Annotated in this window: 18 protein-coding genes and 2 pseudogenes; 14 read left to right on the forward strand and 6 right to left on the reverse strand. The window is 65.1% G+C overall.

Features of this window, described 5'->3' with window-relative positions; translation table 11 throughout:
• Positions 1 to 234: 234 nt before the first annotated feature.
• Positions 235 to 522: a DUF4148 domain-containing protein gene (locus BO1_RS54310; protein ID WP_043288176.1), complete on the forward strand. Its 288-nt coding sequence runs from the start codon at positions 235 to 237 to the stop codon at positions 520 to 522.
• A gap of 534 nt (positions 523 to 1056) precedes the next feature.
• Positions 1057 to 2004: a 3-keto-5-aminohexanoate cleavage protein gene (locus tag BO1_RS37140; protein WP_028221907.1), complete on the forward strand. Its 948-nt coding sequence runs from the start codon at positions 1057 to 1059 to the stop codon at positions 2002 to 2004.
• A 55-nt stretch (positions 2005 to 2059) separates the two neighbouring features.
• Here BO1_RS37140 and BO1_RS61510 read toward each other — a convergent pair.
• Positions 2060 to 2473 (reverse strand): annotated as a pseudogene (locus BO1_RS61510) (helix-turn-helix transcriptional regulator); the annotation flags it as partial.
• A gap of 335 nt (positions 2474 to 2808) precedes the next feature.
• Here BO1_RS61510 and BO1_RS54320 point away from each other — a divergent pair.
• Both BO1_RS54320 and BO1_RS60435 read left to right on the forward strand, forming a co-directional pair.
• A pseudogene (locus BO1_RS54320) lies at positions 2809 to 3819 on the forward strand (LysR family transcriptional regulator); the annotation flags it as partial.
• A 270-nt stretch (positions 3820 to 4089) separates the two neighbouring features.
• On the forward strand, positions 4090 to 4260 hold the full coding sequence (locus tag BO1_RS60435; RefSeq protein ID WP_167338423.1) for a hypothetical protein: 171 nt from the start codon (positions 4090 to 4092) through the stop codon (positions 4258 to 4260).
• Between the two features lie 127 nt (positions 4261 to 4387).
• Here BO1_RS60435 and BO1_RS37165 read toward each other — a convergent pair whose 3' ends face one another.
• The 3 genes from BO1_RS37165 to BO1_RS37175 form a co-directional block, all read right to left on the reverse strand.
• Entirely contained in the window at positions 4388 to 5581 is a 1194-nt protein-coding gene (locus BO1_RS37165; protein WP_028221908.1) for a porin, read from the reverse strand.
• Positions 5582 to 5738: 157 nt separating this feature from the next.
• Positions 5739 to 7184: an NAD-dependent succinate-semialdehyde dehydrogenase gene (locus tag BO1_RS37170; protein WP_043288156.1), complete on the reverse strand. Its 1446-nt coding sequence runs from the start codon at positions 7182 to 7184 to the stop codon at positions 5739 to 5741.
• A gap of 89 nt (positions 7185 to 7273) precedes the next feature.
• Entirely contained in the window at positions 7274 to 8032 is a 759-nt protein-coding gene (locus BO1_RS37175; protein WP_028221910.1) for an IclR family transcriptional regulator, read from the reverse strand.
• Between the two features lie 149 nt (positions 8033 to 8181).
• Here BO1_RS37175 and BO1_RS37180 point away from each other — a divergent pair, with 149 nt between their 5' ends.
• The 8 genes from BO1_RS37180 to BO1_RS37215 all read left to right on the forward strand — a co-directional run bounded on the left by BO1_RS37180 (position 8182) and on the right by BO1_RS37215 (position 16357).
• Complete coding sequence (locus BO1_RS37180) at positions 8182 to 9552, forward strand: aminotransferase class III-fold pyridoxal phosphate-dependent enzyme (RefSeq protein WP_407670047.1); 1371 nt, start codon at positions 8182 to 8184, stop codon at positions 9550 to 9552.
• 126 nt (positions 9553 to 9678) lie between these two features.
• Positions 9679 to 10587, forward strand: a complete 909-nt coding sequence (locus BO1_RS37185) for an ABC transporter ATP-binding protein (RefSeq protein WP_218002843.1) — start codon at positions 9679 to 9681, stop codon at positions 10585 to 10587.
• Positions 10588 to 10626: 39 nt separating this feature from the next.
• Complete coding sequence (locus tag BO1_RS37190) at positions 10627 to 11607, forward strand: ABC transporter substrate-binding protein (protein ID WP_028221913.1); 981 nt, start codon at positions 10627 to 10629, stop codon at positions 11605 to 11607.
• Positions 11608 to 11745: 138 nt separating this feature from the next.
• Positions 11746 to 12513: an ABC transporter permease gene (locus BO1_RS37195; protein WP_028221914.1), complete on the forward strand. Its 768-nt coding sequence runs from the start codon at positions 11746 to 11748 to the stop codon at positions 12511 to 12513.
• Positions 12510 to 13277 carry an ABC transporter permease gene (locus tag BO1_RS54325; protein ID WP_052409734.1) on the forward strand — a complete coding sequence of 256 codons (768 nt, stop codon included), beginning with the start codon at positions 12510 to 12512 and terminating at the stop codon, positions 13275 to 13277. The genes BO1_RS37195 and BO1_RS54325 overlap by 4 nt, the downstream gene beginning before the upstream one ends.
• Before the next feature lie 48 nt (positions 13278 to 13325).
• Positions 13326 to 14720, forward strand: a complete 1395-nt coding sequence (locus BO1_RS37205) for an aspartate aminotransferase family protein (protein ID WP_028221915.1) — start codon at positions 13326 to 13328, stop codon at positions 14718 to 14720.
• Positions 14721 to 14722: 2 nt separating this feature from the next.
• Complete coding sequence (locus tag BO1_RS37210) at positions 14723 to 15532, forward strand: SDR family NAD(P)-dependent oxidoreductase (protein ID WP_028221916.1); 810 nt, start codon at positions 14723 to 14725, stop codon at positions 15530 to 15532.
• Positions 15533 to 15553: 21 nt separating this feature from the next.
• The gene (locus tag BO1_RS37215) at positions 15554 to 16357 is read left to right on the forward strand and encodes an SDR family oxidoreductase (RefSeq protein WP_028221917.1); all 804 of its coding nucleotides are present in this window, start codon (positions 15554 to 15556) and stop codon (positions 16355 to 16357) included.
• Between the two features lie 9 nt (positions 16358 to 16366).
• Here the strand turns inward: BO1_RS37215 and BO1_RS54330 are convergent, their stop codons facing one another.
• The gene (locus BO1_RS54330; protein WP_043288192.1) at positions 16367 to 18163 is read right to left on the reverse strand and encodes an FAD-dependent oxidoreductase; all 1797 of its coding nucleotides are present in this window, start codon (positions 18161 to 18163) and stop codon (positions 16367 to 16369) included.
• A 591-nt stretch (positions 18164 to 18754) separates the two neighbouring features.
• Here BO1_RS54330 and BO1_RS37225 point away from each other — a divergent pair.
• Together BO1_RS37225 and BO1_RS37230 are read left to right on the forward strand one after the other, a co-directional pair.
• Positions 18755 to 19543: an AraC family transcriptional regulator gene (locus BO1_RS37225; protein WP_028221918.1), complete on the forward strand. Its 789-nt coding sequence runs from the start codon at positions 18755 to 18757 to the stop codon at positions 19541 to 19543.
• 151 nt (positions 19544 to 19694) lie between these two features.
• Positions 19695 to 20654: a quinone oxidoreductase family protein gene (locus tag BO1_RS37230; RefSeq protein ID WP_028221919.1), complete on the forward strand. Its 960-nt coding sequence runs from the start codon at positions 19695 to 19697 to the stop codon at positions 20652 to 20654.
• Between the two features lie 62 nt (positions 20655 to 20716).
• On the opposite strand, the gene BO1_RS54335 is transcribed toward BO1_RS37230, so the two are convergent.
• Positions 20717 to 23035 (reverse strand): NADP-dependent malic enzyme, encoded by a 2319-nt coding sequence (locus BO1_RS54335; RefSeq protein WP_043288163.1) that lies wholly within the window; start codon positions 23033 to 23035, stop codon positions 20717 to 20719.
• Positions 23036 to 23046: the final 11 nt, after the last annotated feature.

Here is a 23046-nt window from a genome sequence, read left to right on the forward strand (position 1 = left end):
AAAACAAGGAAAGGCCAACGCCTGCGGCCCGCCGCGAAAACAAGTTAAGGCCAACGCACATAAAACCCATGGCGCGCCACGCGCCCCACAGCACGCCTATTGTTGACCACACAGCAACGCTTCGTTGGCGCATTACGGGGTTACCCCAGGTTGAACTCCCTACTAGACTCCGCTCAAAGCTGCACGACCGCGTGGTCGTTGCACGAATCGTTCAAGTTTGAATCGGAGAGAATCATGAAGAAGTCGTTTGCCCCGGCGCTCGCGCTTGCCGTCCTCATCGCCGCGCCGCTCGCCTCGCAGGCACAATCGGCACAGCCCGTGACCCACGCCCAGCGCTACGCCGAACTGGCAAAACTGGAAGCTGCGGGCTATAACCCGCGCGACTCGGTCCACTATCCTGAGAACTTCGAGGCCGCACGGGCGAAGGTCGCGGCCGAGGACGCCGCGCAACGGACCGCCGACGCAAGCGCCAGCGGCACGATCAAGACCGCCGCCAGACTGGAGCCGGCCCCGGGACTCTGATCCCGGTTTCAAGGCGAATTCCCGTCTCGCCAACCACGCGCTAACCACACGCCGTACAAGGCCGCCGCCCCGCGCGGCGCGCCACCCTCCCCGCGCACGAAGCCGGCCGCTAGTCCACTACCCAAGCGTCGCCCGGCCTCCCAGTCAGATTCTGCGCAATCTGATTGGTGCGGCACCCGCCAGAAACGCCCATCTCTTCGTGACTTCTCCGCCGCAACGGCGCGGAAATCCCCTCGTCCCATTCCAGCACTAGCCGATCGGCGCCGCGCCATGCCAGGGCATACCCTCATCCCCTTGACTAAATTAATTCCACAACACATCATTCGATATCAATCGATCTTTCGTGGAATCATTCCCGATTGATGCGATTGCGAGAGCGATGCCGATCTCATCCGTTTCGTCGGTTGACCAGAAGTCTCTTGCGAAGGGCAAACGCGTCGCGTAACGGCAGCGCCCAGGCAGACCTGCCCGGTCTGATTGCCGCCGGTTCGCAACGTTGCGAACCTTTTTTTACCACTTGTATCGAGGATCATCATGGTCGAAAAACTTTCACTCTGGGAAGCCGCCAAACGCGAAATGGAGGAGTACCAGTTCATTGCCGGCGCCGAGCTGCAACCCAAATGGGACGTGTCGGAGAAGATCGCGATCAATGCCGCCGTATCGGGGCGCTTCGAGAGCACCACCTCGCTCGCCGAGTACGTAGACGCGGCATCCAGCGTCATCGAAGCCGGTGCCTGCGGCGTGCACATCGACTTCTCATTCATGACCGACGAGAAGGGCCGCCGGCTCGATCGTGATATCCCGCCCACCGAGGCCTACGCCGCGGTGCTCGAGCCGCTGCGCGCGCGCTTTGGCAACGACTTCGTGCCGAATCTGAACGTCCTCAACGGCTCGTCCTTCGATGAATGCGTGAGCCCCGCGCGTGCAGGTCAATGCGAAGTCGCACCGTGCGCGCCGGGCCATCCGGAAGCGTTCATGGTGCCCGCCATCACGGAGCTCGAGGCCGCCGGCGTCAAGCCGGAACTGGCCGTCCACAGCTCCGGCGAGATCGAGCTCGCCAAACGCAAGCTCATCGACACCGGCATCCTCAAGAAGCCCTATAACTGGCTGATCCTCTACGGCCTGCCGTTCAACGTCGGCCGCACGCTCGTATCCGGCACCTGGGTCAGCAACGCCCAGGACATGACGAAACACCTGTTCCTGATGGTCGACCAGATCCGCCAGATCGATCCAACTTCGGTGATCAGCGTCTGTGCAGCCGGCCGCGCGACGCTCTACATGACGACGCTCGCCACGATGATGGGCCTGCATATCCGCATCGGCACCGAAGACACGCCGTGGAAGTATCCGAACAGCGACGAGCGCCTCAAGGACAATCTGGAGATGTTCACCATGGCGCGCGACATCGCCGCCCTGCACGGACGCAAGCCGGCCTCGGCCAATGAGTACCGGGCGCTGGTTGGCAAGCCGCCGCGCAATTGAACGGTCCGCGCGGCCAGCGCCGCGCGGGAGACGAGCGAGCAGCTCGCGACGCCCCTCAGCGACGCTGCTCCATCCGATAGCGGCCCGGACTGATGCCGGTTGCGCGCTTGAACGCAATGCTGAATGCCGTGTCCGACAGGTACCCAATGCGTCCGGCAATCGACACGAGCAGTTCTTCGGAGTCCTTAAGCGCTGTCATTGCAATCGCCATCCGCCATTGATGCAGGTAAGCGAGCGGCGCGCTGCCCACCATGGTGCGGAACCGCGACGCAAATGCCGTGCGTGACATCCCGACGCTTGAGCTCAGCGACTCAATCGTCCAGCGTTGTTCAGGCGAGCCGTGCATCATTGAGAGCGCCGACCCGACCCTGGCGTCCGACAACGCCCTGAGCCAGCCCCCCGCATACTCGCCGCTGGCCATGTAGGCGCGCAACGCCTGCACGAGGACCAGCGTCGCGAGACTCGTCTTCACCTGGCATGACCGAGCTTCAGGCCGCCCTCGAATGTGCGGCCAATGCCTCGCGACTCGAGTGCGTGGTGGTCGATCACGAGGGGTGAGGTCGGTGCAACCCTCGCCGCCACCGTTATCGCGCCATTCATTTCTCAAATAACCACCAACCAAATATTTAATTTCCCGTTGCCGCGCCACCGCTTCATACTGGTTGACAAATACTGTACATAACACCCACAGGCCCGAGCATAGCGCTGCGTGCACACGCGGCCGGTTCGCATGGAAGGAGACACCGGCGTGCAACTGGAGTCCACATACCGCACGAACATCGCGTCGCCAGGAGGCGCATCGACGTGCGGGACGCATTGAAACCGGACGCCTCCCCCGCCGACGCATCCGATGGGTTCGACACGGCACACGCGCTCGAAATACTCGAGGCGCGGCTGATGCGCATCCTGCTCGTGCTGCTGACCGAGCGCACCGTGTCGCGCGCGGCCGTGCGCCTGAACATGTCCCAGCCGGCGACCAGCACCGCACTGAAACGGCTGCGCACGCTGCTCGGCGATCCGCTGCTCGTGCGCAGCCGCTACGGGATGGTGCCGACCGAATTCGGCGCGCGGCTCATCGAGCCGCTGCGCAACGCGCTGCGCGTGATCGATTTCATCCGCATCCAGCAGCCGAGGTTTGATGCACGCACGTCGGTGCGCACCTACCGGATTGGTTGCCCCGACTACCTGAACGTACTGTTCGTGCCAAAGCTCATCGCGCTGTTCCGCCAACAGGCGCCGAATGCGCAGCTCGTGTTCCATCCGCTCGGCGATGGCTTCGACGACGAGCGCGCGCTCGCCGACGGCGAACTCGACATCGTGATCGACAACCGCACCGCCCGTCTCTCGCGGTTCCGGCAAGACGACCTGTTCGACGACCGCGTCGTGTGCCTGATGCGCGCCACGCATCCCATCGCCAGGCGTGGCACGATCACGGCCGCCGATTTCGCGCAGGCGCCGCAGCTCTGCCCAACCCCGTCGTGGCTCGAAGCGTCCGGCGCGATCGACCGGCAGCTCGAACGCGTCGGCTTGCAGCGGCGCATCGTCGTCACGCTGCCGCACTTCGAACTCGACGCGCACGCGCTCGTGCGCTCCGACCTGATCCTGACCACCACCTGCCGGCTCGCGCGGCACTACGCGAAGCTGCTGCCGCTTGCCGTTGTCGCGCTGCCCGCGCAGCCGCCCGACATCGTGTACCGGATGACGTGGAACGAATCGGGCGAGTGCGCCGAGGGCGTGCGCTGGCTGTGCGGGCTGATCGCCGCAGCGACCCATTGCTGGCTCGACGCCGAGGTCCCGCAAGCGGCGCCAGCGTCACGCCCACCACGCGCGGATCGCCGTACAGAATCGGGCAGGCACCTATAGCCCCCTCGCCAAAGCTGCCGATACGTTTGCCGCGTGGCGCAGCAGCGGGTCGGTCAACGGGGCAACATGTATCAGCGGTCACACCGTGTTACACGTGTAAAGATGCGCGAAACCCAATCCTGAAATTCGTGCACTAAACTTCGATCGTCTTGTCGGATAACTGTGCACCGCCACTGGCGTAGCCCGGTTTTTTACTCCCTCACTTTGGTCGGACGCACGTCGATGATTCGGACCCTCATCACCCTCTCTCTGATTAGCGGCCTGTGTGGTTGCATCGTCGCGCCGCCTTATGGCTACGCGCCCGCGCCGGGCTACTACGCCGGCTATGCGCCGGGCTATTACGCGGCACCGCCGGTCAGCATCGGCATCGGCGGCGTTTTCCACGTACATTGACCGCCTGTGATCGAAGCGCCAGCGGCCCGCTCGTCCCACAAACCGCCGCCAGCGCCACCTTCACCCTGGACGCCGCCGCGTGCGGCGGTCCGCTTCTTTTTGTCATCTCACGGCTCGCGTTGACGCGTCAAAACCGGTGATCGATCCCCGCCGTAATCACGGCCTGCTCGCGGGACGATGAAAGCGGCAACAGCGATGGCTGAAGAGACGCATATCGGGCGTCACCGTTCGCCCGCTGGTACGCCCCGACGAGGTACAGCATCGTTCGCTTGGACAGGCTGTAATCCATGCCGAGATTGAGCTGATTCCACCTGGGCGTCTTGCCCGGCGTGCCGGGCTTCGCGTCGAAATCTCCAGTCGTCAGAATGTATGCAGTGCCAACTGTCAGGACCGGCGTAATCGCGTATTTGAAATTCAACTCATAGTTGCGCAACTCCAGCTTCGTCGCATCCAGATAGTTGAACTGCACATCCGAGAACGTCGCGCCCAACGTGGCCTTGCCGAACGAGTACGCACCGCCCGCACCAATGATCTGCTGCTTCGCCACGCCCGCGCCGAATGGGTTCGTGGTGAACGCGTTCGAGTAGTCGTCGGTGGACGGCACACCGTTCAATGCCCCGATTGCACCGGTCTGATTCGTCATGCTATCTGGCGTATCGAGCCGCATGTAGCCCACAGCGAGCCCGAGCGGCCCGTTCGTGTAGCTGAGCGCCGTGGACCAGATGCGGTTGTCGGCGAATCCGCCGGCCGAATTGCTGAAGCCATACAGGCCGCCAAACTGCAGCCCCGCCCAAACGGGACTCATGTACTCGATCGAATTATTGACGCGAAACGATCCATCGAAATTGTCCGAGTCGCCGATGTGGCCGCCGATCGTGCCGGCCCAGTCGTTGTCCGATGCGTAGATCGCGACGAGATATTGCATGGGATCGTACTGGCGTCCGAGCGTGACCTGGCCCAGCGTGTCGCTCTTGAGGCCCACCGTCGCCTGAATGCCGAACAGGCGCCCGCCCGCACCCGGCGCGAACGCGCCGTTGGACGGCTTGAATCCGTCGGCAAGCTTGAACGTCGCGGCCGTGCCGTCGCCCAGCGGCTCGGTGCCGGTCAGCACGAAGCGGCTGCCCGTCGAGTTGTTGTCGAGGAAGCGGTACGCGTGACCCAAACCCGGATTCGCCGCATACGGGTTCCAGTTGTAGTTCGTTCCTTCGTTGCTGACGTAGGCAATCCCTGTCGTAATGTCGCCCGCCAGCGTCACGCTTTGCGCATGCGCCATGCCAGCCGAAGCCATAAGGCACGCCAGACCACTACACACTCTCTTCATCAACCGTCTCCTGAGCGTCTTCGCTTGTTTATATAATATCAACACTGTTTCTAATATTGATTCAGTATTGGGAGACGAAAAATGCGTGTCAAGTTAATCCGGCGTACTTATGGGTTTACGATGAGACGCGCAACGCAGTGCAACGGTGCGCCAGGGGCTACGCAAAGCTCCGGCTAACGAACTTTGCGCACAGATAGTCCTGCAAGCCTTCGATGCCGTTTTCCTTGCCGAAGCCGCTGTCCTTGACGCCACCGAAGGGTGTCTCAGGCTGCAGCACGGCCACGCTGTTGATGCCCACGGCGCCGGCTTCGAGCGCATCCGCCAGACGATCAGCATTCCGAATCGATGTCGTAAACGCGTAAGCGGCGAGTCCAACCGGCAAGCGATTCGCGCGTTCGATCACATCGTCGAGCGAGTCGAACGAGGCAATCGGCACGACCGGGCCAAACGGCTCTTCGTTCATCACGCGCGCCGTTTCGGGCACGTCCGCGAGCACCGTGGGCTGGAAAAAGAAGCCCGCTTGAGGCAGGCGTTCGCCGCCGCACACGATGCGCGCGCCCGCGCCGTGCGCGTCGTCGACGAGCGCCGCCATTTGCTCGACGCGCCGCCGGCTCGCGAGCGGGCCCATTTGTGTGTCCGGCGCGAGTCCGTCGCCGATTTTCACGGCACGGGCGCGCGCGGCAAATCCCTCCACGAAGCGCGGATACAGCGATTGGTGCACATAGAAGCGCGAAGGATTCGCGCAGATCTGCCCGGCGTTGCGGAATTTGAAGCCCGCGAGCGTGTCGAGTGCGCTTTCGAGGTCCGCGTCTTCGCAGACGATCACGGGCGCGTGGCCGCCCAGCTCGAGCGTCACGCGCGTGAGATGCCGCCCCGCCTGCTCGCCAAGCAGTCGTCCGACGTTGATCGAGCCGGTGAAGCTGACCTTGCGGACGGCCGCCGACGCAATCAGCGTGCTGGAGATATGGCCGGGGTCGCCAATCAGCATCTGCACGACGCCGGGCGGCGTGCCGCTTGCGACGAACGCATCGACGAGCGCCATGACGGCGGCGGGAGTTTCCTCGGCGGGCTTCAGCACCACCGTGCAGCCAGCCGCGAGCGCGGCGGCGAGCTTGCACGCGGACAGCATGACCGGGAAGTTCCAGGGCGTGAGCGCGGCCACCGGGCCCACGGGTTTCTGCACGACCCACTGCTGGAGGTTTGGCGCGCGCGCGGGAATCACGCGGCCGTAGGCACGGCGGCCTTCCTCGGCGAACCAGTCGATGACGTCGGCCGCCTGGGCGATTTCGCGCGCGGCCTCGGCGAGCGGCTTGCCCTGCTCGAGCGTGAGTCGCATGGCGCTCTCTTGCGCCGACTCGCGCAGGCGCTGGGCCGCGGCGCGCATGATCTGTCCGCGCTCGAACGCGCTGCGTGCGGCCCATGCCGGGAATGCCGCGGCGCTCGCCGCGACGGCCTGCGCGATGTCGTCATCGGACGCGGCCTGAAACGACGCCAAAGTCGTTTCGGTGGCCGGATTTACCACGGTGCACGCGAGCGCGCCCGTGCCGTCGCGCCACTGCCCGGCAATGTGCTGGCGCGATTGAGGGTAGGTGCAAGTCTCCAACTGTCTCTCCTTGAGGATGAATGCCAACAGGCACGCCGCAAACGTTCATCGCGTTCGCGTGCGTGCCTGGCGGCTAGAGGGAAATGAGATCAGACGATCGAGGTCACATGGGCAAGCTCCGCCGAGATGGCTGCCGCGCGCTCGGTCAGCACGGGTGCGAGGCGCGTCATCACGCGCTTTGTCATGCGCGCGGCTGGCGCCGCCAGCGCGACGCACGCGAGCGTTTCTCCACGGCTGTTCACGATGGGTGCCGCCAGCGCATGCAGGTGCGGTTCGTACTCCTCCATATCCTGCGCATAGCCGCGCTCGCGCGTGCGTTCGAGCTCGGCCAGGAGCGCGTCGCGCTCGATCAGCGTGTTCGGCGTGCGCGCCACGAGCTTCACGCGCGCGAGGTAGTCGTCGAGCGCGGCTTCGGGCAAACGCGCGAGCCATGCCTTGCCCGCCGCCGTGCAGTACATCGGCACGTGCTCGCCCAGATCCGCCGCGACGCGGTTGGGCAGCGGGCTCTCGTAGACCTGCAGCACGACCATCTCGTCGCTGCGGCCCACCGTGAAATGAATCGTTTCCGAAGTGCTCTTCCACAGCTGCAGCAAATGCGGCCTTGCGGCCTCGAGCGGCGGAAAGCTGTTCTGCTGCGCGGCCGCCAGCGCGAGGATCGCATTGCTCAGGCGATAGCGCCGCGTCGTGGGGTTCTGCGCAACGAAGTCGTATTCCGCATACGTTTTGAGGATGCGGTGCACGATCACCTTGTCAATGCCGGTGCGTTGCGCGATTTCGGTCACTCCGAGATCGGAGCCTGCGTTGACGAACTGCTGGAGCACGTCGAGAGACTTTGCAAGGGTTTTCATGAATGGGTTCCGGCTTGACACACAAACAGCAGCTTACCATACTGTTTTAACGATGTGTCAACACTGTTTATATTATATCAACACAAAACAGCGTGCAACACAGCACAGAAGCGACGTAACGATCAACATCCTCATCGGAGACAAGCAACGTGTTCAGCAACCAGTCCGTGGACCGCAGCGCCATCGCGGCCGACAACGCCCGCTATATCTGGCACCCGATGGCAGCGCCCGCCGCCACCGAGGCCGCCCTGCCCACGATCATCACGCAGGGCGAAGGCGTGTTCGTGCAAGACATCGACGGCAAGCGCTATCTCGACTGCACCGCGGGCCTCTGGTGCGTGAACGTGGGTCATGGCCGCCCCGAGATCAAGCAGGCCATCGTCGACCAGCTCGATCAGATCGCCTATTACGGCACCTTCTCCAATCTTTCGAACCCGCCTTCCATCGCCCTTTCGGCGCGCCTCATCAAGATGCTCGCGCCGGAAAAGATGGCTCGCGTGATGTACGGCTCGGGTGGCTCGGACGCGAACGAAACCGCGTTCAAGCTCGCACGCCAGTACTGGAAGCTCAGCGGCAAGCCCGAGAAGACCAAGATCTTCTCGCTCAAGCACGGCTATCACGGGCTGCACTTCGGCGGCATGTCGGCGGGCGGTAACATCATGTGGCGACGCGCGTACGAGCCGATGCTGCCGGGCTTTTTCCAGGCCGAGGCGCCGTATCTGTACCGCAATCCGTGGACCGACGACCCCGAGCGGCTCGTCGATCTCTGCATCGACGACCTCGAGCGCGAGATCCTGCATCAAGGCGCGGACACCGTGGCCGCCTTCGTCGCGGAGCCCGTGCAGGGCGCGGGCGGGCTGATCGTGCCGCCCGCGCGCTACTGGCCCCGCCTGCGCGAACTGTGCGACCGCCACGACGTCCTGTTGATCGCCGACGAAGTCGTCACCGGCTTCGGGCGCACCGGTTCGATGTTCGGCGCGCGGGCATGGGGCGTCGCGCCCGACATCATGAACTTCGCCAAGGGCATCAATTCGGCTTACGTGCCGCTCGGCGCCACCGTCGTCAACGAACGCGTCGCGCGCGCATGGGACACCGACCATCCGCTCGCAACCATCATGCACGGCTACACATACTCCGGCCATCCGCTCGCCTGCGCTGCGGCGCTCGCGAACCTCGACATCGTCGAGCGCGAGGACCTGCCGGGCAACGCCGCTCGCCAGGGCGAATATTTCCTCGCACGCCTGAGGGAATTGCTCGACTATAAGCAGGTGGGCGAAGTGCGCGGCAAGGGCCTGATGCTCGGCATCGAGCTCGTGCTCGACAAGGCGACGAAAGCACCCTTGCCGCCAACCCATCCGGCCTCGAAGAAGCTCTACGCCACGCTATGCGCCCAAGGGCTCCTCGTGCGCATCGCCGGCAACAAAATCATTCTCTCGCCTCCGCTCACGTTCGAGAAAGAACACGTCGAGCGTTGCATGAACGGCTTGCATGCGGCCTTTGAAGCGATCGCCGCGGACTGAAGCCCGACCGACATACGACTGAAGATCGATACACGACTGAATCCCATGACTGGATCCCGATTGGCGTGGCAGACAGACGACGTAGCGGGTCGACTGAATGCCCGGCAAGCGGGCAGGAGAATAGACGTGCAAGCTGATTTGAATATGCGGCGCGAAGCGGCGGCCATGCCTCCCGCGGGCGCGAACCCCGCACGGAGCGCGGCGAACCCGGGCGCGGCGACAAGCGGCCCCGAAAACCGCAGCGCCGGCACGCCCGGCGCCCTCTTGAAGGTGCAGCACATTGCCAAGGCGCTCGGCGAAGGCGCCATGCGCAACCCGATCATCGGCGACCTGAGCTTCGAGGCGCTCGAAGGCGAGTTCCTCTCGATCGTCGGGCCGTCCGGCTGCGGCAAGACCACGCTGCTGATGTGCCTCGCGGGCCTGTATCGCGTGGACAGCGGCGTGGTCGAGTTCGGCGGCAAGCCCGTCGACGGGCCGCCCGCCGGAGTATCGGTCGTGTTCCAGGATTACAGCCGCTCGCTGCTGCCCTGGAAGAACAACCTGCAGAACGTCGTGTTCGGCATGAAGCGGGTTCACGACATGAGCCGCGCCGACAAGCTCGCGTATGCGCACGAGCTGCTCGCGAATGTGGGCCTGAAAGGCTTCGAGCGCCACTATCCGTGGCAGGTCTCGGGCGGCATGCAGCAGCGCATCGCAATCGCACGCGGCCTCGCGGCGCGCTCGCAACTGCTGCTGCTCGACGAGCCGCTCGCCGCCGTCGACGCGCAAACGCGCGCCGACATCCAGGACCTGCTGCTCGACCTCGCGCGCCGCTACAAGCAAACCTGCGTGCTCGTGACCCACGACGTCGACGAAGCCGTCTACATGGCCGACCGCATCGTCGTGCTCTCGAAGCGCCCGACGGTGGTCGCGCAGCAGATCAAGGTTTCGCTGGCGCGGCCGCGCACGCAGCTGGAAACCCGCGAGGAACGCGAGTTCCTCGACCTGCGCCATCAGGTCGTCACGCTGATCCAGTCCATGCGCACGCCGCACTGAACGCATTCTTCATTTCATAAAGACAGACAGGAGACAACCATGTTCAAGCGCTTGATCAAGCGTGCGCTAGTGGGCGCCGCGTTCGTGGCGGCGGCCGGGCAGGCCCTCGCCGCGGACGCGCCCACGACCATCCGGATCGGCGAGATTCGCGCCGATTCGATGATCCGGATCTACTACGCGCAAAGCAAAGGCTACTTCGCTCAGGAGGGCCTCAAGCCCGAGATCGTCACGCTGGGCTCGGGGCCGGCGGTGTCGTCGGCGCTCGCGAGCGGCTCGGTCGATATCGGCTACTCGGGCATCATTCCCGTGCTGTTCGCGCGCGCACGCAACCAGCCGTTCGTGATTATCGACACGCTCGACTACGAGTACGGCGCACCCGGCAAGCAGGACACGTGGCTGATCGCCAGCAAAGCGTCGAACATTCACAGCGTGGCCGACCTGCGCGGCAAGACCGTCGCGATCAACGCAACGGGCGCCGTGTGCGAGCTGCTCGTGAAGGAGCACCTCGCGCAAGCGGGCGTGCCCTATGACTCGGTGAAGAAGATCATCGTGCCGATGCCGCAGATGGCCAGCATGCTGCAGGTCGGCAACGCGGACGCGGCCTGCATTTCCGAGCCCTTCTATGCGTCGGCGAAGATGTCGCCGAATGTCCAGGCCGTCACGCTCGGCTCGGGTGTCATCGCGAATCTCCCTCCGAACCAGCGTATCGCGCTCGACGTGCTGTTCGCGCGCGAGGACTGGGTCAAGAGCCATGCGGACGTGCTGCAGCGCTTTAACCGCGTCCTCGATCGCGCGAGCGCCGACTTCCGCGCCAACCCCGCCCTCTATCAGCAATGGCTCGTGAGCGAGTTCAAGCTCGCGCCGGATCTCGCGCAACAGGTCACGCACTATTTCGACTGGGGCTCTCTCACGCCCGACGCCGCCTCGCTGCGCCCGCTCACCGACGCGATGGTGCACTACGGCCTGCTGCACGCGCCGCTCGACCCCGCCACGCTCGTGGCAGCCGGCGCCGCGAAATAACCTTGAACCGGGCGCAAGCAGCCGCGAGGCTGTGCGCCGCGCATGCCGCATGCGGGCCAGTCCAGCCACACCCAGGCCGGCAGCGGCGCGCGGCAACGCTCACGCAAGCACCGCAGGTGACGCTATGAAGGTGACGCAATGAAACAGTGGATCAAGCCATGTATCGGGTTCGCAGCCGGTTGCGCGGTCTGGCAACTGGTCGTGTGGACCGGACATGTCCCGAAGGAATACATGCCCGGCGTGGGCACCGCGTTCGAGGCGCTCGTCGGCCAGCTGCGCTCCGCCGAGTTCTGGCAGAACGAGCCGCTCACGCTGATGCGCACGGCCATTGGCCTCGTTGCCGCCGTCGCGCTCGGCTTCGGCACCGCCGTGCTATCGGCGCGCTACCGCCTCGTTGAAGACGCGCTGCGCCCCCTCGTCAATATCATGCGCTCGCTGCCGCCCGCGGCGATCGTGCCGCTCTCGATCTTCGCGCTCGGGCTCGGCCTGAAGCTCTTTCTCTTCATCGTCTGCTTCTCGGGCGTCTGGACCGTCTATGTGAGCGCGGCGGCCGCGCTCGCGACCAGCGAGCCGGTGCAGCTGCGCAGCGCGCAGACGCTCGGCTACTCGGGCTGGGAAATCATGTGGCAGGTGCGCATTCCCGCCGCGATGCCGGCCATGCTGACCGGCGCGCGCCTCGCGGTCGCGGACTGCCTGATCGCCACCATCGCGGCGGAGATGCTGGCCGGCAGCAACGGCATCGGCTTCATGCTGTACGACAGCGCGTTCACGATGCATACGACCGACACGTTCGCACTCCTTGTGGTTGCGGGCGTCAACGGATTGCTGTTCAACCAGGCGGTGTTGCGCCTGCGCGCCAGCATGGTCCGGTGGCACGATCAGTTCACGAAAATGGTGCAAGCATGAAGCGTCTCACTCGACGGATCAACTGGCCCGGCATCGTGCTGCTCGCGGTGCTGGGCGCCGCCTGGGAAATCTCGGCGCGCTGGATCGGCTCGCCGAACTTTCCCGGTCTCTTCGACGTGGTCGGCGCGCTCTACCGGCACGCGGGCGATCTCACCCAGGCGCTGGGCGTCACCCTCGTGCGGGCCGGCGCGGGCTTTGCGCTCGCGCTCGTGACGATGTTGCCGCTCGGCATTTGCCTTGGCCGCCTGCGCGCGCTCGGCGCATTCTTCGAGCCGCTGATCGACCTCGTGCGACCGTTGCCGCCGCTCGCCATCGTGCCGGTCGTGATGCTGTTCGCGGGCACCGGCAACGCGGCCAAGATTCTGGTCGTGTTCTATGGCGCCGCGTTTCCCATCCTCATCAACGCCATCGACGCCACCCGCGCCACCCATCCCCTGCTCGTGAACGTGGCGCGCTCGATCGGCCTCTCGCGCAGCGAGATCATGTGGCGCATCGACCTGCCCGCCGCCCTGCCGCAGATCGTGAGCGGCATCCGCATCAGCGTCGCGCTCTCGCTGCTCATCAGCGTCAGCGCCGAAATGCTGCTCTCGACCAACGGCATCGGCAATTTCATCGTCGAAGCCCAGCAGCAGTTCGAGATCGCCGCGGGGCTCGCGACGATTCTCGTGATCGCGGTCGCGGCGCTGTGCATCGAAACCGTTTTTTACCGCATCGAGCGGCGGCTGCTCGCCTGGCATCATCAGCGCGTTGCGCTAGGCCGCTAGGCCTGCCAGGATTTCGCTGCTCTACTCATCACAGCAAGAGAGATTTTCATGTCGATTAGTATTCCTGATTCTGTTATCGATTCGTCCCGCCTCGACGCATTGCTCGAACGGGAGCAGCAACGCTTTGCGGCGCGGCATCCGCGCTCGGCCGAACTCTATGCGCGCGGCCGCGAGGTGTATCTGTACGGCACGCCGCTGCACTGGATGCAGCTGTGGCCGGGCGCGCATCCGGTCTACATGCGCGACGCGCAAGGCGCGCATCTGCGCGACGTCGACGGCAATGAGTTCGTCGACCTCTGCCTTGGCGACACCGGCTCGATGTTCGGCCACTCGCATCCGGCCATCGCCGACGCCATCGCCCGCCAGGCGCACCGCGGCGTGACCGCCATGCTGCCGTCCGAGGATGGCGTATGGGTTGGCGAAGCATTGAGCCGACGCTTCGGCTTGCCCTACTGGCAGCTCGCGACTTCCGCTTCGGATGCCAACCGCTTCGCGCTGCGGCTCGCGCGCCTCGTGACGGGGCGCGACAAGATCCTCGTCTTCAACGGCAATTACCACGGCTCCGTGGACGAGACGCAGGTCGAATTCGATGCGCAAGGCCGCATGCGGACTCGCACCAATGTCACCGCCAACGGCATGGATCACGAGCGTCTCGTGCGCCTCGTCGAGTTCAACGACATCGAGGCGCTCGAGCGCGAGCTCTCGCATGGCGACGTGGCCTGCGTGATCACCGAGCCGATGATGACCAACATCGGCATGGTGCCCGTCGCGCCTGGCTACCACGCTGCGCTGCGCGAGATCACGCGGCGCCACGGCACGCTGCTGCTGATCGACGAGACCCATACGATCTCGACTGGCCCCGGCGGCTGCACGCACGCCTGGGGGCTCGAGCCCGATATCTTCGTGCTCGGCAAGGCCATCGCGGGCGGCATTCCTTCCGCCGTGTACGGCGTGACCGAAGCCGTCGCGCAACGCGTCTGGGCAGCCAAGCCGCCGGTGTGGGCCGGCGGCGAGAAGCGCAACAACCACTCGGGGTTCGGCGGCACGCTGGTGGGCAACCAGCTCACGATCGCGGGCCTGCGCGCCACGCTCGAACACGTGATGACCGACGAGAACTACGCGCACATGATCGAAATGGCGACGCGCATTGCGCGCAGCGTCGAAGCGGATATTGCAAAGCACGCGCTGCCCTGGCACCTCACGCAAGTTGGCGCCCGCGCCGAATACATGTTCATGCCGCAGCCGCCGCGCAACGGCAGCGAAGCGAAGGCCGGACGCAACGGGCCGCTCGAGGCGTTCATCCATCTGTACCTGCTGAACCGGGGCGTGCTCATCACGCCGTTCCACAACATGATGCTCGCCTGCCCTCAACTCGCGCCGGGCGACGTGGACCAGCACAACCGCGCATTCTCCGAGTGCCTGGCCGAGCTCGTGGGAGGCTGACGATGGGCCGTCTCGACAACAAGATCGCGCTCGTGACGGGCGCCGGCCAGGGCATCGGCGAGGCCATCGTCGAGCTCTTCGCGCGCGAAGGCGCGCACGTCGTGGTGAGCGACCTCGACCTCGCGCGCGCGAACGAGGTGGCCGCGCAAATCGTCCGCTCCGGCGGCCGCGCAACTGCGTGTGGGCTAGACGTGACGGACGAGCCAAGCTGGCAGCGCGCCATCGCCTGGATTCAGGCCGAGCTGGGGGGCCTCGACATTCTCGTCAACAACGCGGGCGTCGCGCTCGTGAAGTCGATCGAGGACACCTCGCTCGCGCAGTTCCGCAACGTCATGCGCGTCAATGTCGAGGGCGTGTTCCTCGGCATCAAGCACGCGGCGCCGGCGCTCGCCGCGCGCGCGAAAGGCCGCGCAACGACTGCGGCCATCGTGAACCTGGCTTCCGTGCTGGGCGTGCAAGGCATTCCGGACAACATCGCCTACGGCACGTCGAAGGCCGCGGTCCGGCAGTTGAGCCGGTGCGCCGCGATCGAGTTCGCCGAGCGCGACACGCCGATCCGCGTGAATGCGGTGCTGCCCGCTGTCACCGATACCCCCATGGTGCGCCGGGAAATCGAGGAATGGGCGGAGCTCGGCACCTTCGGCACGCGCGATGTGGAGGCCACGCGCGCCGCGTTCGGTGCGCGCGTGCCGCTCAAGCGTATCGGCAGCGCGGCCGAGATCGCTTATACCGTGCTCTTCGCCGCTTCAGACGAGAGCTCTTTCACGACCGGCGCCGAATACGCCGTAGACGGCGGACGGCTGGCCGTCTGACCCCACGCAGGAGAGAACAGAGTGACTGGCAGATTGACTGGAAAGATCGCGCTCGTGACCGGCGGCGCCCAGGGCATCGGGCGCGCCATTGCGGAGGTATTCGCGAGACAGGGCGCGACGGTCGTGATTGCGGCGCGCTCCGCCGAGCAGGGCGAAGACGTTGCCGCGCAACTGAGCCGGCAGGTGGACGCAGAGCCCGGCGCAAGCCGCGTGAGGGTCTCGTTCATGAAGCTGGACGTGGCCGACGCCCAGGCGGTGCGTGCAGCCGTGGACCGCGTCGCGGCCCTGCATGGCGGACTCGACATCGTGGTCCACAACGCAGCGGCGTTCTCGCGCGACCCGCTCGATTCGATGCCGCTCGACGCGCTCGAGCGTGTGCTCGCCGTGAACCTGAAAGCGTGCTTCTACCTCGCGCAGGCGGCCGTGCCACATATGAAGGCACGGGGCGGCGGCCGGCTGCTCGTGACATCGTCGATCACCGGGCCGCGCGTGGTCATGCCCGCAACTTCGCACTATGCGGCGAGCAAGGCTGGCGTGAACGGCTTCATTCGTGCGGCAGCGCTCGAACTCGCCGCGGCGGGCATCACGGTCAATGGCGTCGAGCCCGGTTACATCGACACGCCTGCCATGACCGCCCTGAAGCAACGCTTTGGCGAGGAAGCGATCGCACGCCACATACCGCTGAAGCGGCTCGGCCGGCCCGAGGAGATCGCCAACGCCATGCTGTTCCTCGCCAGCGACGAATCGGCCTATATCACGGGCCAGACGATCGTGGTCGACGGCGGGTCCATGCTGCCCGAAAGCCCCGTGTTTGCAGAGGCCTAGTACGCGGCATCAATCCTCTCTGCCCGCGATGCCGCTTGCCTTGGGTGGGTACCAAGCGGAAGCCTCCGAAAGCACGGAATGAATCTGGGCCACCACGGCAGCCCCTTCTCCCACCGCAGCCGCCACACGCTTGATCGAGGAGGAACGCACGTCGCCGATTGCAAACACGCGCGGCAGGCTCGTCTCCAACGACAGCACGGCGGATTGCGGGTGACCCGGGTCACCCTGCCCGGTCAGCACAAAACCCTTGTCGTCTAGCGCCACGTCGCAGCCCCGCAGCCACTGTGTGTTGGCATCCGCCCCGGTGAACAGGAAAAGATGCCGTGTGCGAATGCTGCATGGCCCTTGCGGCGACATGCAATGGACCGCCGTAAGCCCGTATTCCTCTCCCTCCAGCCGCTCAACCCGCGTACGTGCCCACACTTCGATATTCGGCGACGCCGCAAGGCGCTTGATCAGATACTGCGACATCGTTGCCTCGAGCCCGGCCCCCCGAACCAGCACATGCACGCGCCGCGCATGCGTGGCGAGATAGGCCGCCGCCTGTCCGGCCGAGTTGCCGCCGCCAACAAGCACGACGTCTTGTCCCGCGCAGAGCTTCGCCTCGATTGGCGACGCCCAGTAATAGACGCCCCGCCCCTCGAACCCGGCAAGGCCGTCGATCGCCGGCCGGCGATAGGACGCGCCGCTTGCCACGACGACTGTGCGCGCACTCACGCGGTGGCCGCCCTCCAGCTCCAGCGAAACGACTTCGTCCGCGCAGCGCAACGACGAAACGCGGCACGGAATGAAAAGGTGGGCGCCGAACTTCTGCGCCTGGACGAACGCACGCCCGGCCAGCGCCTGCCCCGAGATCCCCATGGGAAAGCCGAGGAAATTCTCGATACGCGCGCTGGCGCCGGCCTGGCCGCCCGGCGCGCGTGCGTCGAATACGGCCACCGTCAGCCCTTCGGATGCCGCGTACACAGCAGCCGCCAGGCCCGCCGGCCCCGCGCCGACGATGACGACGTCATAGTCGCGCGCCCGCTCGAAACTCGGCAACCAGCCGAGCGTGGCCGCGAGCCGGTTCTCGGTGGGCGCGCGCAGCACGGTGCCGTCGGGACAAACGACGACCGGCAGGTCATCGGCAGACGGTGCGATCCGTTCGAGCAGCGCCACGGCATCCGGGTCCGAATGCGCGTCGATGACGGTATGCGGATGGTCGTTGCGGCGCAGGAAGCCCTCCAGCGCCACGAGTCGCGCCTCGCCGGGCCGGCCGACGAGCACCGGACCGCACCCTTGCTCGATCAACCCAGCCCGGCGAAGGACGAGTGCGCGCAGGACGCGTTCGCCCAGCTCTGCCTCCGCCACGATCAATGCGCGCAATTGCTCGGGCGCGAGCTGCACCGCGACGACATCAGTCAGCGCGTGCGCGTCCACCAGCGATGGCCGGCCGGAGAGCTGGGCAGCCTCGCCGAGGAAGTGCCCCGGCCCCTGCCTGATCGTGGTTACATTATTCGGTCCCAGCCCTTCATGCCTCGTGACCTGCGCAATGCCGCGAAGCAACACCAGCACCCCGGTCGAAAACTGCCCCGCCTTATAGATCGTTTCTCCCGCCTGCCAGCGGACCTCGTCGCCGAAACGTCTGGCCCGCTCGATCTCCTCGTCCGCAAGACGCGGATGCGCCTGGTCCGTGCGCGTCTCGAGCGGTGAGAATGGCGCCTCGTCGTCGGTCGCGTAGCGTCCCGACGGCTGACTCGTGCCGCGTGCGGACTCCGCGTCTCGCTCCGGCTCGCCGGAGCGTGAATGTTCGCCGCCTGTATGCATGCTCATCTCCTCAATCCGTCCGATTCACGCTTTTCCGTGCCTCACCGGCTGTGATGTGCCTCGCGGCGCGCTCGTCCCGCGCTGCGGGAAATCAGTGTACTCCCGATCGATCGACCGGCGCGTCGATCCGCGCGCCCGTCCCCCTGTTGCTTCGCACCCCCTGCGCGGAGAAAAGAAGGGCCACTTTCAATCCGCAAGTCGTGCAAACGCGGCACATCGATTTTCAATAGGCAGGATGCCTATTTATTTACCAAAAAGTAAATGTCAAGACAGCGCAGCCCCGCGAGACGAACACGAACCAGCCGCTACTCCGAATCTCGCTACGCTGCTCGCCAAAAATATCAGAGACCGAGCCGCTTCGAACCCATAGCTGTCCGGACTCTGCTCCGTCGAATGACTCCGGAATTTGGGCGGGAAGTTAAGGCAAGAATACCCGCGTTATTTTTGCCGACCATGCCGCTGAGCACTGGAAGCGCCGCCGCGGGTAGAATCCCGCAGGGGTCCGGCATGCAACTGCCTGCGTAAATGGATGGGTGCCGCGCCTCTTGCTATGCTTGCGCGCACATCGCGTCATCACGTGGATCGACCATCATGTCAAAAGCCGCTCCTCCCGACCTCATCGACGACACCGGACGTGGAAAGTCGCTGGCAAGAAGCTATCCCCGGGGAGCACGAATCGATCCTCACCGCCATGACTGGTCCCAGGTGCTGTACGCCGTATCGGGAGTCATGTGGGTGGAGACAGGACAGGAAGCGCTCGTCGTTCCGCCTCAACGCGCGGTCTGGCTTCCGCCCGATACGGTGCACTCCATACGCATGATGAGCGCCGTCGAAATGCGCAACCTGTATCTGCGCGACGCGGACGTTCAACACCTGAGCCGACGGTCCGAGGTCTTCGAGATCAATAACCTTCTCCGGGAACTGATCACGACCCTCGCGGAACACGGGGCCGAGAGAGATCAGGAATATCTCGACGCGGCCTACCGCGTCGTAGCCCTGGAGCTAGGGCACGCGGCCCGCTATTCCCAGCGTATTCCGCTGCCCGACCAATCCGACCGCAGGCTCGATGTCCTCTGCCGTGCAGTCATCGAGAACCCCTCGGTCGATATCAGCTTTGAGCAGCACGCCGCTTCGGTAGGCGCCAGTGTGCGAACGCTCTCCCGTCTATTCTCACAGGCGCTGGGCCTCGGCTTCGCGGAATGGAGACGCCAGGTGCAACTCGCCATGGCGGTCTCGAAGCTGGCCGAGGGACATTCGGTCAGCGCCGTTGCGCATTCGCTGGGTTACCGGCCAAGCAGCTTCAGCGACATGTTCCGGCGCGAGCTAGGAACCTCGCCCAGCGAATTCAGCCGGGACAACACGCTGGCCGAACCCCTGTAGGACACTGCCGCATTTCGGACCCGGCAATGCATACGCGCCAACGTTCTGTCCATAACTCGAAAGCGATTGTCTGAACGGCGAAGCCACAGGGCTCTACACTGCTGCCAGCGGTTGCGGCTTGCAGCCCATGACAATCCCAGGAGCAGTTGACATGAAAGCCTTGCAATTCAAATCATTTGGTAGACCTGATGTTCTGGAGTATATTGACGTATCCACACCGGAGCGGGACAGCGGCAGCGCCATCATCCAGGTTTGCAGCGCGTCGGTGAATCCAAGCGACGTCAAGAACGTGTCCGGGCATTTCGACCATACGATTCGGCCACGCATCCCCGGGCGGGATTTCAGTGGAATCGTGGTGGATGGTCCGTCCGAATGGCTGGGCCAGGCTGTGTGGGGCACCGGCGGCGACGTCGGCTTTACACGCGACGGCACGCATGCCCAGTACCTCAAGGTGCCGCTTGCCGCGCTGTCTCGCAAGCCCACAGCGCTCTCGCACGAGGAAGCGTCGGCCATTGGGGTGAACTTCGTCGTCGCCTGGCTCGGGACCGTCACCTATGCACAATTGCAAGATGGCGAGACCATTGCCGTCATTGGCGCAGGCGGGGGTGTCGGCGGCGCCGTCACGCAAATTGCCAAGGCGCGCGGCTGCCGCGTCATCGGCATTGACATTGCCGCGCCGGTCGCTGGCTCGCCTGCTGCGGAGCTCATCGACGCATACGTGCCGTTCGACGACAACACGATCAACCGTGTTCGCGACCTGACCGGCGGCGTCGACGTCGTGTACGACTCCGTGGGCGGGGTTGCCTTCGAAACCGCCCTGCATCTGGTGAAGCGGCGCGGCCGCGTGGTCGAGATCAGCGCCACGGGCAAACGTCGAGTGGATTTCGACCTCATCGACTTCTACCACAACGAAACCCAGCTTTTCGGCGCCGATAGCGCGAAGCTGGGCGTCGCCGAATCGGCGCCGTTCATGACCGCACTCGTGGAAGGCTTCGAAAGCGGCAAGCTCAGAGCCCCCGTCATCGCTCACCGCTTCGATCTGGCTCATGGTCAGGACGCGTATCGCGCCGTTGCTGCGGGTACCGCGGGCCGCGTCGTCATCAATATGTAATCGGGTTTCGAAGGGGCGGATCGACGGATCAACTGATCCGTCGATCCGCCCCGAACAGCCGGTCAAGCCCCCACCGCGGCGTGGGTAAGGCCGGCCTCACCGGCAACGAGCACAGCCGTGAGGTTGACGATACGGCGCACCGTAGCCGAAGCCGTCAGCACATGCACGGGCCTGGCCGCGCCAAGCAGCATCGGGCCGATCGCAACGTTGCTGCCCGCCGCCGTCTTGAGCAGGTTGTACGAGATATTCGCCGCATCGATGTTCGGCATCACGAGCAGGTTCGCCTCGCCTTCGAGCGTGGACTCCGGCAGGATTTCCTTGCGCAGCTTCGGATCGAGCGCGACATCGCCGTGCATTTCGCCGTCCACCTGCAGGTCCGGAGCGCGCTCCTTGAGGATCTCCAGCAGGTCGCGCATCTTCTGCGCTGAAGGCGCGTTGCTCGAACCGAAATTCGAATGCGAGCACAGCGCGACCTTCGGCTCGATACCGAAGCGGCGTACTTCCTCCGCGGCCATGATGGTGATTTCGGCAAGCTGCTCGGGCGTCGGGTCGACGTTCACGTGCGTGTCGACCACGAAGATCTGCCGGTTGGGCAGCACCAGACCGGTCATCGCCCCATAGACGCTGCAGCCCTCCTGCTTGCCGATCACCTGGTCGATGAAGTGCAGGTGGCGGTGCGTCGTGCTCACGGTGCCGCAGATCATGCCGTCGGCCTCGCCACGCTTTACGAGCATCGCACCGATCAGCGTGGTGCGGCGGCGCATTTCGAGCTTCGCCATCTGCTGCGTGATGCCCTTGCGCGCCATCAGCTTTGCGTAGTCCTGCCAGAAGTCGCGATAGCGTTCGTCGTGGTCGGTGTTGACCACCGTATAGTCCTGGCCCGCGACGAGACGCAGGCCATAGCGCGCGATGCGCTGCTCGATCACCGCCGGGCGGCCGATCAGGATGGGCTTCGCGAGCTTTTCATCGACCACGATCTGCACCGCGCGCAGGACGCGCTCTTCCTCGCCCTCGGCGAACACGATGCGCTTCTTCTCCGGCTCGACAGCGCGCGCGATCTGAAAGATCGGGTTCATCGCCGCGCCGCTATGCCAGGCAAACTGCTGCAAGCTCTGCGCGTAGGCGTCCATGTCTGCGATCGGGCGCGTCGCCACGCCCGCATCCATGGCCGCCTTCGCCACGGCGGGCGCGACCCTGGCGATCAGGCGCGGGTCGAATGGCTTCGGAATCAGGTAGCCGGGGCCAAACCGCAGATCCCGGATGCCGTAGGCCGCCGCAACCACATCGCTTTGCTCCTGCTGCGCCAACTCCGCAATGGCAAAGGCCGCGGCGATCTCCATCTCTTTCGTGATCGTGGTCGCGCCTACGTCCAGCGCACCGCGAAAAACGAATGGAAAGCACAAAACATTGTTCACCTGGTTCGGGTAGTCCGTGCGGCCGGTGGCGAGCACGGCGTCCGGGCGCACTTCCAGTGCAAGCTCGGGCAGGATTTCCGGCGTGGGGTTCGCCAGCGCGAAGATGAGCGGCTTCGCGGCCATCCGCTTGACCATCTCCTGCTTGAGCACGCCGCCGGCCGAAAGGCCGAGGAAAATGTCCGCGCCTTCGATCGCTTCAGCCAGCGTGCGCGCTTGGGTTTCGCGTGCGAAGCGCTCCTTGTCCGGGTCCATCAGCTCGGTGCGGCCCTTGTAGACCACGCCGGCCAGATCCGTGACGATGATGTTTTCGAGCGGCAGGCCAAGGTCCACGAGCAGGTCCAGACACGCCAGCGCCGCGGCGCCCGCACCCGAGGCGACGAGCTTCACTTCCTTGATGTCCTTGCCCACCACCTTCAGCCCGTTCGTGAAGGCCGCAGCCACGACGATGGCCGTGCCGTGCTGGTCGTCGTGGAAGACCGGGATCTTCATGCGCTTGCGGCACTCGCGCTCCACGATGAAGCAATCCGGCGCCTTGATGTCCTCGAGAATCAGGCCGCCGAACGTAGGCTCGAGTGCGGCGATCACGTCGGCAAGTTTGTGCGGATCCGACTCGTCGATCTCCACATCGAATACGTCGATGCCAGCAAACTTCTTCAGGAGTACCGCCTTTCCCTCCATGACGGGCTTCGACGCAAGCGCCCCGATATTGCCGAGACCCAGCACCGCGCTGCCGTTCGACAATACACCGACCAGGTTGCCCCGTGCCGTGAAGCGCGCGGCGTTCAGCGGGTTCTCGACGATCGCCTCGCACGCGAACGCAACGCCCGGCGAGTAAGCGAGCGAGAGGTCGCGCTGGTTGATCATCTGCTTGGTCGGCACAATCGCGACCTTGCCCGGCACGGGAAACTCGTGATACTCGAGTGCGGCCTCGCGGAGCTTTCTGGTGCGTTCATCGTTGGTTTCCATCTCGCCTCCTC

The organism is Paraburkholderia oxyphila NBRC 105797, from assembly GCF_000685075.1.
Lineage (GTDB): Bacteria > Pseudomonadota > Gammaproteobacteria > Burkholderiales > Burkholderiaceae > Paraburkholderia > Paraburkholderia oxyphila.